The sequence below is a fragment of the Micromonospora sp. NPDC051925 genome, from assembly GCF_044548625.1.
Lineage (GTDB): Bacteria > Actinomycetota > Actinomycetes > Mycobacteriales > Micromonosporaceae > Micromonospora.
The window spans coordinates 99,237-111,192 of the sequence record NZ_JBIUCH010000012.1; the positions used below are offsets into that span (position 1 = coordinate 99,237).

Annotated in this window: 11 protein-coding genes and 1 pseudogene; 4 read left to right on the plus strand and 8 right to left on the minus strand. The window is 71.8% G+C overall.

All coding sequences use genetic code 11. The features are described 5' to 3' along the window. Positions 1-6: 6 nt before the first annotated feature. Together ACIG87_RS18005 and ACIG87_RS18010 are read right to left on the minus strand one after the other, a co-directional pair. Positions 7-852 carry a hypothetical protein gene (locus ACIG87_RS18005; protein WP_396851636.1) on the minus strand — a complete coding sequence of 282 codons (846 nt, stop codon included), beginning with the start codon at positions 850-852 and terminating at the stop codon, positions 7-9. Between the two features lie 40 nt (positions 853-892). Continuing rightward, positions 893-2,737, minus strand: a complete 1,845-nt coding sequence (locus ACIG87_RS18010) for a phosphoenolpyruvate carboxykinase (GTP) (protein WP_396851638.1) — start codon at positions 2,735-2,737, stop codon at positions 893-895. Between the two features lie 167 nt (positions 2,738-2,904). Here ACIG87_RS18010 and ACIG87_RS18015 point away from each other — a divergent pair. Together ACIG87_RS18015 and ACIG87_RS18020 are read left to right on the plus strand one after the other, a co-directional pair. Beyond that, positions 2,905-3,645 (plus strand): annotated as a pseudogene (locus tag ACIG87_RS18015) (GtrA family protein); the annotation flags it as partial. Between the two features lie 60 nt (positions 3,646-3,705). Next, positions 3,706-4,443 carry a GtrA family protein gene (locus ACIG87_RS18020; RefSeq protein ID WP_396851640.1) on the plus strand — a complete coding sequence of 246 codons (738 nt, stop codon included), beginning with the start codon at positions 3,706-3,708 and terminating at the stop codon, positions 4,441-4,443. Positions 4,444-4,514: 71 nt separating this feature from the next. Here ACIG87_RS18020 and ACIG87_RS18025 read toward each other — a convergent pair whose 3' ends face one another. Then, the gene (locus tag ACIG87_RS18025) at positions 4,515-5,087 is read right to left on the minus strand and encodes a PH domain-containing protein (RefSeq protein ID WP_396851641.1); all 573 of its coding nucleotides are present in this window, start codon (positions 5,085-5,087) and stop codon (positions 4,515-4,517) included. A 116-nt stretch (positions 5,088-5,203) separates the two neighbouring features. Beyond that, positions 5,204-6,079: a biotin--[acetyl-CoA-carboxylase] ligase gene (locus ACIG87_RS18030; protein WP_396851643.1), complete on the minus strand. Its 876-nt coding sequence runs from the start codon at positions 6,077-6,079 to the stop codon at positions 5,204-5,206. A gap of 177 nt (positions 6,080-6,256) precedes the next feature. Here ACIG87_RS18030 and ACIG87_RS18035 point away from each other — a divergent pair, with 177 nt between their 5' ends. After that, the gene (locus tag ACIG87_RS18035) at positions 6,257-7,837 is read left to right on the plus strand and encodes an acyl-CoA carboxylase subunit beta (RefSeq protein ID WP_396851645.1); all 1,581 of its coding nucleotides are present in this window, start codon (positions 6,257-6,259) and stop codon (positions 7,835-7,837) included. Between the two features lie 8 nt (positions 7,838-7,845). Here ACIG87_RS18035 and ACIG87_RS18040 read toward each other — a convergent pair whose 3' ends face one another. From ACIG87_RS18040 to ACIG87_RS18055, 4 genes are all read right to left on the minus strand, one after another. Beyond that, on the minus strand, positions 7,846-8,763 hold the full coding sequence (locus tag ACIG87_RS18040; protein WP_396851646.1) for a hypothetical protein: 918 nt from the start codon (positions 8,761-8,763) through the stop codon (positions 7,846-7,848). Further along, positions 8,763-9,254: a SigE family RNA polymerase sigma factor gene (locus tag ACIG87_RS18045; protein ID WP_396851648.1), complete on the minus strand. Its 492-nt coding sequence runs from the start codon at positions 9,252-9,254 to the stop codon at positions 8,763-8,765. The genes ACIG87_RS18040 and ACIG87_RS18045 overlap by 1 nt, the downstream gene beginning before the upstream one ends. Before the next feature lie 72 nt (positions 9,255-9,326). Continuing rightward, positions 9,327-10,319 (minus strand): ketopantoate reductase family protein, encoded by a 993-nt coding sequence (locus tag ACIG87_RS18050; protein WP_396851649.1) that lies wholly within the window; start codon positions 10,317-10,319, stop codon positions 9,327-9,329. A 106-nt stretch (positions 10,320-10,425) separates the two neighbouring features. After that, positions 10,426-11,169, minus strand: a complete 744-nt coding sequence (locus tag ACIG87_RS18055; protein ID WP_396851650.1) for a M50 family metallopeptidase — start codon at positions 11,167-11,169, stop codon at positions 10,426-10,428. 100 nt (positions 11,170-11,269) lie between these two features. Between ACIG87_RS18055 and ACIG87_RS18060 the strand changes: the two genes are divergently transcribed. Continuing rightward, positions 11,270-11,821 (plus strand): Uma2 family endonuclease, encoded by a 552-nt coding sequence (locus ACIG87_RS18060; RefSeq protein ID WP_396851652.1) that lies wholly within the window; start codon positions 11,270-11,272, stop codon positions 11,819-11,821. Positions 11,822-11,956 lie beyond the last annotated feature (135 nt).

The following is an 11,956-nucleotide window of genomic DNA, read 5'->3' on the forward strand; positions in this document are numbered from 1 at the left end:
CGTGGCTCAACCCTCGGGGGTGGCGCGGTGGAGGGCGTAGAGGGTCAGGAGGGACGCTGCCAGGAGGGGGGCGCCGTCGCGGATCAGGCCGTCCACGCCGAGCAGCCACCAGCAGAGGGGTAGGTCCACCGCGAGTACGCCGAGGGTGATCACGACCAGCAGCCGGCGTGCCCATCGCCGGCCGCGCATCAGGAACGCCGTGCAGAACAGCACCAGATAGCTGACCACGATGCCGGTGCCGAACCAGAGCAGCACCACCGGTACGGCGGCGAGTCGGCCGTCCAGCACCGCGCCGCCGGCCACCAGGGCGGGCACCAGCATCAACGGGCTGTACGTGAAGGCGGCCACCCGGCTGGTGAGCAGCCAGCCGGTGACCTGGGGGCGTTTCGGGGCCACCTCCCGCCAGGTGATCGTCCCGCCCTCGACCACCAGGCCCCTACGGTGCCGGACCAGGTGCCCGGCGACCGCCTCGGAGCGGTAGAGCAGCAAGACCACTGCCACGCAGAGCGCGGTGAGGACGGCGAAGCCGAGCAGACCGGGCAGCGGTGGGACACCCTGCCGGGGCACCACCAGCCGGCCGACCGCGAAGACGGTGGTCACGGCGAGGATCAGCCCGAACGGCTTCGCCCCGGTACGTCCCCGGTCGACGTGCCCGATCAGCACCAGGAAGCCCAGCGAGCGGAGCATCGCCCAGCCGGTGCGTACCGCCAGCCCGAACTCCTGCTCCGGGGCGTACCACCAGTTGAGCAGCTCGACCACGACGGTGGCCGCGGCGGTCAGCGCGAGCAGGGTGGTGAGTGCCCGGACGGCGGACGGCCGCCGGACCTGCGGGGTCACGGCGGCCGTCCTCATGGGTCCGATGGTGCCCGGTACGGGCGACCGGCACACCTGTCTACTTCCGCGACGGCTCCGCGTCGAGCCGGGCACGCAGCGCGTCCAGCTCCGACCAGAGGACGGCGGGGAGCTTGTCACCGAACTTCTCGAACCACTCGGTGACCAGCGGCAGTTCGTTGCGCCACTCCTCCGGGTCGACCTTCAGGGCGATCCGGACGTCCTCCGGGGTCATGTCGAGCCCCTCGACGTCCAGCGCGTCGGCGGTCGGCACCATGCCGACCGGGGTCTCGACCGCGTCGGCGGTGCCCTCGATCCGCTCGACGACCCACTTCAGCACCCGCGAGTTCTCGCCGAAGCCGGGCCAGAGGAAGTTACCCTCGGCGTCCTTGCGGAACCAGTTCACGTAGTAGATCTTGGGCAGCTTGGCGGCGTCGCCGTCGACGCCCTTGCCCATCTCGATCCAGTGGTTGAAGTAGTCACCGGCGTGGTATCCGATGAACGGCAGCATGGCCATCGGGTCGCGGCGGACCACGCCGACCGCGCCGGACGCGGCGGCGGTGGTCTCCGAGGAGAGCGTCGCGCCCAGGTACACCCCGTGCACCCAGTCCCGGGCCTCGGTGACCAGCGGGATGGTGTCCCGGCGACGACCGCCGAACAGGATCGCGTCGATCGGCACGCCGTTCGGGTCGAAGTAGTCGTCGGCCAGGATCGGGCACTGCGTGATCGGGGTGCAGAACCGGCTGTTCGCGTGGGAGGAGAGGTTCTCGCTCTCCGGCGTCCAGTCGTTGCCCTTCCAGTCGATCAGGTGGGCCGGCGGCTCACCCATGCCCTCCCACCAGATGTCGCCGTCGTCGGTGAGGGCGACGTTGGTGAAGACGGAGTTGCCCCGGTCCAGCGTCCGCATCGCGTTGGCGTTGGTCTTCCAGTCGGTGCCCGGGGCGACGCCGAAGAGGCCGTACTCCGGGTTCACCGCGTAGAGGCGTCCGTCGGAGCCGAACCGCATCCAGGCGATGTCGTCGCCGATGGTCTCGACCTTCCAGCCCGGGATGGTCGGCTCCAGCATGGCCAGGTTGGTCTTGCCGCAGGCGGACGGGAACGCGCCCGCCACGTGGTAGACCTTCCCCTCCGGCGAGGTGATCTTCAGGATCAGCATGTGCTCGGCGAGCCAGCCCTCGTCCCGCCCCATCACGCTGGCGATCCGCAACGAGTAGCACTTCTTGCCGAGCAGCGAGTTGCCGCCGTAGCCGGAGCCGTAGGACCAGATCTCCCGGGTCTCCGGGAAGTGCGAGATGTACTTCGTCTCGTTGCACGGCCAGGAGATGTCCTGCTGGCCGGGGGCGAGCGGGGCGCCGATGGAGTGCAGCGCGTGCACGAAGTCGGCGTCGTCGCCCATCGCGTCGAGCACGGTGGCACCCATCCGGGTCATGATCCGCATCGAGGCGACGACATACGGGCTGTCGGTGATCTCGACGCCGAACATCGGGTTCTCGGCCTCGACCGGCCCCATGCAGAAGGGAATGACGTACATCGTCCGGCCGCGCATCGCACCGCGGTACAGGCCGGTCATCGTCCGCTTCATCTCGGCCGGCGCCATCCAGTTGTTGGTGGGGCCGGCGTCCGCCTCGTCCACAGAACAGATGAACGTGCGCTCCTCGACCCGGGCGACGTCCGTGGGGTCGGTGCGGGCGTAGAAGGAATTCGGCTTCTTTTCCGGGTTCAGCCGGATCAGGGTGCCGTTGTCGACGAGTTCGTCGGTGAGACGCCGCCACTCCTCATCGGTTCCGTCCACCCAGACCACCCGGTCGGGGGTGGTCAGTTCCGCGATCTCCCGGACCCAGGCGAGCAGCTCGGGGTGGGTCGTGGGGGCCTGATCGATCCCCCGCACAGTAGCCGGAGCAACCATGACTCATCTCCTTGTGGTCGACGCTGACCGATTTATGGGATGCACGAGTCTCGGCGGACGCGGGCCGCGTCGCCTTCGTGGAAACCTGGGATTGACCCCAGCGTAAACCGGGCGGACCCGCGAGTCAGTGGGACTGGTTGTGAACAACTGCACAAGGTACGGACCGGCTGCGGCAACACGAGCTGATACCCGCTTTCGCGCGCAGTTTCACGCAAATCCTCCGGCGAACTGTCGACGGCCGCGAGAACGGACGACGAGAAACGGAGGAACCGGGCCGGTCGGGTGGATCGCTCCGGGGCACGACGGCGGGTCGCCGGTGGCACCCCGTCCGAGGTGCCGGTAACCGGTACGCTCGCGAGGTGGCCGCGACGATGACCGGGGACCAGCCGGGAACCCCGCAGACCCGCCCGGGTCTGGTCCGTTCGTTACTGGACCGGTTCGGTCACCTCATCCGCGAGCTGAGCAAGTTCGCCACCGTGGGCGGCGTGGCCTTCCTGGTCGACTTCGCGCTCTTCAACTACCTGACGCTGGGCCGGGGCATGGAGCCGGTGACCGCCCGGGTCATCTCCACGGTGATCGCGGCGACCGTCGCCTTCGTCGGCAACCGGTTCTGGACCTGGCGGCACCGGGCCCGCTCCAACCCGGCCCGCGAGTACGCGCTGTTCTTCTTCTTCAACGCGGTCGGCCTGGGCATCGCGGTGGCCTGTCTGGCGGGCAGCCGCTACGGGCTGGGCAGCATCTGGCCCGACGTCTTCCGTACCCCGCTGGCCGACAACATCGCCAGCTACCTGGTCGGCACCGCGCTCGGCACGCTGTTCCGGTTCTGGTCGTACCGACGGTTCGTCTTCGTGGAACCGGGAACTCCCCCGGTTCCGGAGGCGACCAGCGACCCGTCGCCCGGGGCGTGACAGTCGCCCACCCGCCCAGCCGGAGACTCCGGCATCGTCCTCTGCCCTAAGGTGTTGCGCATGCGTCTTGTCCGTCTGCTGCCCGAGCGCTGGCAGAAGTTCATCCGCGAGGCGCTCAAATTCGGCGTCGTCGGGGGCGTCAACACCGTCATCAATTACGCGGTGTTCAATGCCCTGGCACTCACGGTCTTTGTCGACGGTCAACTGAAGGCGACGGTCATCGCCACCATCGTGGCGACCATCACGTCATATCTGATGAATCGTCACTGGACGTACCGGGATCGACCCAAAGCGGCCCTACAGCGGGAATACGCCCTGTTCTTCCTGTTCAACGGTGCCGGCCTGATCATCGAACTGGGCGTCCTCGCCGCGGCCAAGTACGGCCTGGGGTTCAACAGCCTGCTCGCGCTCAACGTGGCGAAGACCGGCGGCGTGCTGCTCGCCACCCTGTTCCGGTTCTGGTCCTACCGGACGTTCGTCTTCCAGCCGGTCCCCCAGCACGCCGAGGAGACCTGGCACTCCATCAAACGGGACGAGTGGGACACCATGGCCGAGCTGGACCCGGTGGCCGAGCTGGCCGAATCGGTCAGCGAGTTGGAAGAGGCCCAGGCCCAGCCGGAGCAGCGTCCCGCCCCGGCCACCGAACCGACGCTCAAGCCCGCCCCGGCCACCGAAGCGGTGTTCAAGCAGGCCCAGGGCGGCAGCGCCGGCCTCGGTCGGGCGGCCACCGGCGGCGACCTGGACATGGAGCTGGCCGCCGAGCTGCACGCCGGCACCCGCCGCGCGCCGCGCTCCTGACCGACCCGCCGGCCCCAGCCCCACCGTCACGGCCCCGGGGAGTCCCGGGGCCGTGACGCGTTCCCGGGGGATCAGCCGGTGGCGTCGCGCAGCGGCTTGCCGTCACGCATGTCGGCCAGGATCTCGCGCATCTCGCCGTCGCCCAGCGTGTGCTTGTCGTGCTGCGCCTCCACCAGCTCGTAGAGAGTGGTCTGCACCCGGTCGACCCGGGGCACGTCGGCGAGCACCGACTGGCCGCGCTCGCCGGCCGACTCGATGGTGAGCGTGCCGCAGCCGAGCAGCCGCTCGATGAAGCGCTGGGTCATCGAATGGTCGTTGATCCGGGCCAGCGGCAGGTCCCGCCGGTGCCGGGAGAAGACACCCTCCTGGAGCAGCACCCGCTCGTTGGTGAACAGGTAGTGGGTGGTCCGCCAGACCAGGAACGGCCACAGCCCCAGCCAGAGCGCCCCGATCAGGAACAGCCCGGCGATGACGTAGAGCGCGATCGTGCCGCCGTCGCCGGCGGGCAGCAGGAGCCAGCCCGCCACCACCGCCGCGACGCCGAGGACCAGCACCAGGATCGGCCGCAGCAGCGCCTTCCAGTGCGGGTGCAGGTGCAGGACGACGTGCTCGTCCTCGGTGAGCACGTCTTCGGGGAACGCCACGGGAACCTCCTAGCCGACAACCGGACGCGCTGACCGTAACGGTCGACGCGACCCACCGGATCAGCCGGGCGGACCGCCGTGCACCCCACGCACGAACCGACCGGAGGCAACGCGACTCAGCGCAGGTGCAGGACGTCCCCGGCAGCCAACCGGCGTTCCCCGGCGGCGGTGTCGACCAACAGCTGCCCGTCGGTGTCCACACCGGTGGCGAGCCCGGTCAGCGCGGAGCCGTCGGGCAGCAGCACCCGTACCTGCCGGCCCACCGTGGCGCAGGAGGCCAGGTACGCCTCGCGCAGGCCGCACGCGTCGGCGTCACCGCCCGCGACCCGCCACCGGTCGTACCAGTCGGCGAGGGCCCGCAGCAGGGCCCGCAACAGCGGATCACGGTCGGTGGCCGTGGCACCGGCGAGCTGTAGCGAGGTGGCCGGCAGCCCGGTCGGATTCTCCGGCAGCTCGTCGGCGCGCAGCGTCACGTTCAGCCCGATGCCGAGCACGATCGCGGGCGGCTCCGCTCCGACGGCGGCCGGCACCGCCTCGGCCAGGATGCCGGCGCACTTGGCGTCGCCGAGCAGCAGGTCGTTGGGCCACTTCAGGCCGGCGTCCAGCTCGGCCAGCCGGGAGACCGCCTCGACCAGGGCGACGCCGGCGAGCAGCGGCAGCCAGCCGTACCCGGTCGGGGGGGCCGGCGGCCAGTCGCGCTCGGTGACGGTCTCGCCGGGCCGGAGCAGCACGCTGGTCGCGATGCCGGCCCGGGGCGGCGACTGCCAGACACGCCCGCGCCGGCCCCGGCCGGCGGTCTGCCGCTCGGCGACCACCACCAGGCCCGCCGGCTCGCCGGCCCGCGCCGCGTCGGCCGCGTCGGCGTTGGTCGAGCCGGTCTCGGCCCGCAGGTCCAGCCGACGCCATGGACCCAGTGGCGCGGTCAACGCCCGGGTCAGCCGCGCCGCCGACAGCGGCGGTCGGTCCAGATCGGTGTACGGCGAACCCGGCATCCCGCAAGCCTACGGGCCGGGTCGGCGGTCGCCCGGCCAGCCTCCGGCGGACCGGTCCCCGACCACGGCCGCCGCCCCCGGGCCGGCAACCACCGGCAGGTCGACGGCAGTTCCGGCGCAAGCTACTGAGGCGTACTGCACAGCGGCACGGGCCTGAACCATCGTTATATTCCCTGGGTGACTACCGAGACCGGGATCAACATCCACAGCACCGCGGGCAAGCTGGCGGACCTGGAGCGACGGGTCGACGAGGCGGTGCACGCGGGGGCGCGCGGCGTGGCGAAGCAGCACGCGCGGGGCAAGAAGACCGCTCGGGAGCGGATCGAGCTGCTGCTCGACGAGGGCTCCTTCGTCGAGCTGGACGAGTTCGCCCGGCACCGGTCCACCAACTTCGGGCTGGACCGGAACCGCCCGTACGGCGACGGGGTGATCACCGGCTACGGCACCGTCGACGGCCGGCAGGTCTGCGTCTTCGCGCAGGACTTCACGGTCTTCGGTGGTTCCCTCGGCGAGGTCTTCGGCTCCAAGATCGTCAAGGTGATGGACCTGGCCATGAAGATCGGCTGTCCGGTGGTCGGGATCAACGACTCCGGCGGCGCGCGCATCCAGGAGGGCGTCGCCTCGCTCGGCCTCTACGGTGAGATCTTCTTCCGCAACGTGCGGGCCAGCGGGGTCATCCCGCAGATCTCCCTGATCATGGGCCCGTGCGCGGGTGGTGCGGTCTACTCCCCGGCGGTCACCGACTTCACCGTGATGGTCGACCAGACCTCGCACATGTTCATCACCGGCCCGGACGTCATCAAGACCGTCACCGGCGAGGACGTGGCGATGGAGGAGCTGGGTGGGGCACGCACGCACAACGCGCGCAGCGGCAACGCCCACTACCTGGCCGCCGACGAGGACGACGCGATCGACTACGTCAAGGCGTTGCTGTCGTACCTGCCGTCGAACAACCTCGACGAGCCGGTGGTCTTCGAGGCTCCGGCCGACCTCTCGGTCACCGACGAGGACCGGGAGCTGGACAGTCTGATCCCCGACTCGGCCAACCAGCCGTACGACATGCACCGGGTGATCGCGCACGTCCTCGACGACGGCGAGTTCCTGGAGGTGCAGCCGCTCTACGCGCAGAACCTGGTGGTCGGCTACGGACGGGTCGAGGGCCGCCCGGTGGGCGTGGTCGCCAACCAGCCGATGCACTTCGCCGGCACCCTGGACATCGCCGCGTCGGAGAAGGCGGCCCGGTTCGTGCGTACCTGCGACGCGTTCAACATCCCGGTGCTGACCTTCGTGGACGTCCCCGGCTTCCTGCCCGGCACCGGCCAGGAGTGGGACGGCATCATCCGCCGGGGCGCGAAGCTCATCTACGCGTACGCCGAGGCGACCGTCCCGAAGGTCACCGTGATCACCCGCAAGGCGTACGGCGGGGCGTACGACGTGATGGGCTCCAAGCACCTCGGGGCGGACCTGAACTTCGCCTGGCCGACGGCGCAGATCGCGGTGATGGGCGCGCAGGGTGCGGTGAACATCCTCTACCGGCAGGAGTTGGCCAACGCCGCCGATCCGGCCGCCGTCCGGGCCGAGAAGATCGCCGAGTACGAGGACACCCTGGCCAACCCGTACATCGCCGCCGAGCGCGGGTACGTCGACGCGGTGATCCCGCCGCACGAGACCCGTGCCCAGATCGTCCGGGGGCTGCGGGTGCTGCGGACCAAGCGGGAGACCCTCCCGCCGAAGAAGCACGGCAACATCCCGCTGTAGCCGGCCCGTCAGCAGGGCGAGTCGGCGGCCGGGCAGAGGCGCTTCGCGGCGGTCCCCCCCAACGCCGTGAGGTCGGCCCGGTTCAGCCCCGGGCCGCTGCCGTCGATCGGGTCGGCGACCGTGTCCGGGGCGGGGGCGACCACGGTCACCAGGTCGCCGACCCGGACCACCAGAGTGGTCTCGACGGGTGGCACCGCGCCGGCCGGCTCCCCGTCGGCCTGCGCGCGGGGTGGCGACGCCACATGCCGCAGCAGCATCGACTGGTCACCGGCGAAGTCCCGCCCCTCCAGTTCCCAGCGGTGCTCCTGCTCCGTGCGGACCGGCTCCTGATCGGCCGTCAGGGTGGACGCGCCGAGGCTCCACTCCGCACAGGCGTTGAGCAGCCGGTCGATCTCACCGAAGAGCCACCGTCCCCGGGTCAGGTCGACGCGGTACACGTCCTGGCTCAGCACCGCCGAGGCCGGAACGTCGGCTCTGGTCGCCGGGCGGAGCAGGGTCTGCGACCGGGAGGCCCGGGACACCGGCAGTTGCGCGGCGACCTCGCGCTCCCGCCCACACGATTCGAGCAGGGGGTCGACCCGGACGGTCTCGGCCAGCCCCGTCCCGCCGAGCCGTGCCCCGGCTCCGGTGGGCAGGTCGGCGGGGGTCAGCAGGGCCTCGACGGGAATCTCCGCCCGAGCCGCGACCGCGACCGGAGCCGAGGCCGACACCGCGACCGGGGCGGTGGGCGTCGGCGGCGGTAGCGTGGGCCGCCCGGTCACCGCCACGGCGGAGCCGGCCACCACGGCGAACACCACCACCGCCGACAGCATCGCCGCACGGCGGCTGCGGCGGCGGGCGCGGGCGCGGATCTCCACCGGCTCGGGCCAGCGGACCTCGCGCAGGTCCCGGTGCAACCGGTCGACAAAGGTCAGATCCTCACCCATCAGACCTCCTCCAGGTCAGCGACGGCAAGCAGTCCGGCGAGCGCGGCACGCCCCCGGGAGAGCCGGGCCTTCACCGTGCCCACCGGGGCGGCGGTCTCCCGGGCCACCTCGGCGACGGGCATGCCGAGCAGGTAGTACAGGGCGAGCGCGGTGCGTTGCTCCTCGGGCAGTTGGCGCAGGGCGGCGACCACCTCGAGCGTGTCGGTGCCGGGGCCTGGCACGTTCTCGGTCGCCCCGTGCCGCAGGTAGGCGCGGGCGCGGCTGCGCAGGCTGCGCCAGCGGCTCACCGCGATCCTCGAGGCCACCACCCGCACCCAGGCCTCCGGATCGTCGTACCCGCTCACCGTCGACCAGCGCTGCCAGGCCCGGATGTACGCCTCCTGCACGGCGTCCTGCGCCTCGGCCAGGTTGCCGGTGAGCGCGTAGACGAAGCCGAGCAGCCGTTGTCGGCTGCCCCGGTAGAAATCGTCGAACCCGTCGACGTCCGGCACCCTCGTTACCTCCCCCGTGGCGGTCGCAGGTGACACGCGCGCCGCACCCCGGTGGGTTGCGTGCTCAGCCGATCATTCTGGTCCGTCGACCAGCTCGGTCAGCTCGGCCAGCGGGAAAGCGCCCGCGGGAAGTCGTTCCCGCGCCAGCCGCCGGACCGCGACCTGCACGGCGGTGTTGGCCGGCGTGGGCACCCCGTGTCGCCGGCCGAGCAGCACGATCTCCCCGTTGAGGTGGTCGGCCTCGGTGGAGCCGCTCGCCCGGGTCAGGCTCTGCCAGGTCGAACTGCCGCCGCGCGGCTGCCCGTCGACCGGCCGGGTGCCGACCCGGTCGCCCCGTTCGGCCCGCTCCTCGTCGGGGCTGGTGTGCGCGATGCCCGCGGCGGCGAGCACGGCGACGCCCTCGGCCCGGACCCGGTCGAGCAGCCAGGTGGGCAGGTCGGCACCGAGCAGGGCCTGCACCCCGTTGCCGAGGTTGGCCAGCAGCTTGCCGTACTTCCACCGCATCACGTCGTCCCGGACCGGGGCGACGAACCCGGCGGCGGTCAGGTCCGCCGACACCGCCGCGTCGACCTCGTCGGCACCGCCCGGGTAGCGGCCGAGGTGCAACATCCCCGGGTACGGGTGACCGCTGGCGATGACCACGCCGGGGTCGAGATGGGTGGCCGGCAACCAGACGCAGACCGGATGGACATGGGCGAAGAGACGCAGCGCGGTCCGCTCGTTCGCCACCCCGTTCTGCGCGGTGAACAGGGGCAGCCGCTGCCCGGCCGTACCGCCGCCGGCGACCGGGGCGTCCGCCCAGGCGTCCAGGGCGGCCCAGGTGTGCTGCGACTTGACGGTCAGCACCAGGGCGGTGTCGGCCGGCAGCGGCTCCGCCCCCGGCCCGTCGGTGGCCGGGCCGCGCCAGTTCACCGTCCGGTCGGGGGTGCGCAGGGTGAGCCCCTGGCGTCGGATCGCGTCCAGGTGCGCCCCGCGCGCCACCAGCGTCACGTCGCGGCCGGCCTCCGCCAGCAGCACGCCGATGGTGCCGCCGACCGCGCCCGCTCCGATGATGACGTATCGCATCCGCCCGATTCTGCCCGCACCCGGTCGGGCCGGCGACCCCGTGCGGACCCACCGCCCTCCGCCGGTGCCGCTGTCGCCGCGCGGGTGGGGCCCTCGCCCCGGCTGCTCAGCGGGGAATGCCGGCCCCGGTGAGCAGCGGGCCGGCGAGCAGGGCCGCGCCGACGGCGAGGGCGAGCAGGTTGACCAGCCCGAAGACGGCCACCCAGAACAGGGCCGGGAAGGGCGTCAGCCGGGCCAACTGGTCGGCGTCGGACTCGGGCATCCGGCCCCGGCTGCGCAGCCGTTGCAGTTCGAAGACCGGCCGGACGCCGCCGAGCAGCAGGAACCAGACCGAGGTCCAGGCGAACACCGCCTGCACCTGCGGGGTGGCGTACCAGGAGACGACGAGCACCACGCCGCCGGTGACCAGCAGGGAGAGCACCCCGAAGACGTTGCGGACCAGCAGCAGCATGGCGAGCAGCAGGGCCACCGCCAGCCAGAGCAGCAGGGTGATCCGGTTGCCGCCGAGCAGCCAGGCACCGCCCAGGCCGACCAGCGACGGCGCGACGTAGCCGGTGAGCAGGGTGAGGATCATGCCGGGGCCGGTGGGGCGGCCGGCGCTGAGGGTGAGCCCGGAGGTGTCCGAGTGCAGCCGGATGCCGTGCAACCGCCGCCCGGTGAGCAGCGCCGCCAGGGCGTGGCCGCCCTCGTGGGCGATGGTCACCGCGTTGCGGGCGACCCGCCACGACGACCGGACCGAGACGACCACCAGCGCGGCCACGGCGGTGAGCAGCACGAGCAGGGGCGGTGGGTCGGGTTGGGCGCTGAACAGCCGGTCCCAGAGGTCGCCCAGCCCGTCGATCGACACCATGGGCGGGGAGCCTACCCGGCCGCATCGTGTCGCTCGACGGTCGTCGCCCCGTATCGTGTGAGACTGACCGGACGGTGAGCGGAGCGGGAGGTGAGGGCCGGTGAGCGCGGCGCCCCTGGAACACCACGTCGGCCTCTGGACCGAGGCCGACTATCTCGCCATGGGCGACACCCCGGACCGGATCGAACTGCTCGACGGGAGCCTGATCGTGAGCCCTGCCCCGAGCAAGCGGCACCAGTTGGTGTCGTGGAGCCTCGTCGACAGTCTGCGGCCCGCCGCACGGCCCCTCGGCCTGCTGGTGTTCGAGGCGGTGAACGTGCGGCTCGGGGTGGATCGGATCGTCATTCCCGACGTGGTGGTCGCCGACACCGACGACGAGGGCACGGTGGTCGAGGCCGGCGAGGTCGCCCTGGTCTGCGAGATCGTCTCGCCGGGCAACGCCGCCGCCGACCGCCTGGTCAAGATGCAGCTCTACGCGATCGCCCGCATCCCGTGGTACCTGCTGGTCGAGCAGGACGGCGACGCGCACTCGCTGCGGCTGTACCGGCTCGACGGCGCGCACTACGTGGAGGACCAGGTGGCGAAGGCCGGCGAGGCGCTGACGCTGGCCGAGCCGTTCCGCTGGCAACTCGACCCCGCCACGCTGCGCTGACCGACCCCACCTCCGGTCGTTCTGGCCGGTTCGGATCAGCCCGTCCCGGCCGATTCGGATGAGATCGCGATGGACGTCGACCGCCGTCGATGAAAGTTTCCTTGAGCCCTCTTGCGATCATGGTCAGGAATCTCC

Excerpts from the sequence above, each read along its gene's own strand:
- ACIG87_RS18005 (WP_396851636.1), bottom strand. The coding sequence starts at position 852 with ATGAGGACGGCCGCCGTGACCCCGCAGGTCCGGCGGCCGTCCGCCGTC.
- ACIG87_RS18010 (WP_396851638.1), bottom strand. The coding sequence starts at position 2,737 with ATGGTTGCTCCGGCTACTGTGCGGGGGATCGATCAGGCCCCCACGACC.
- ACIG87_RS18020 (WP_396851640.1), top strand. The coding sequence starts at position 3,706 with ATGCGTCTTGTCCGTCTGCTGCCCGAGCGCTGGCAGAAGTTCATCCGC.
- ACIG87_RS18030 (WP_396851643.1), bottom strand. The coding sequence starts at position 6,079 with ATGCCGGGTTCGCCGTACACCGATCTGGACCGACCGCCGCTGTCGGCG.
- ACIG87_RS18040 (WP_396851646.1), bottom strand. The coding sequence starts at position 8,763 with ATGGGTGAGGATCTGACCTTTGTCGACCGGTTGCACCGGGACCTGCGC.
- ACIG87_RS18050 (WP_396851649.1), bottom strand. The coding sequence starts at position 10,319 with ATGCGATACGTCATCATCGGAGCGGGCGCGGTCGGCGGCACCATCGGC.
- ACIG87_RS18055 (WP_396851650.1), bottom strand. The coding sequence starts at position 11,169 with ATGGTGTCGATCGACGGGCTGGGCGACCTCTGGGACCGGCTGTTCAGC.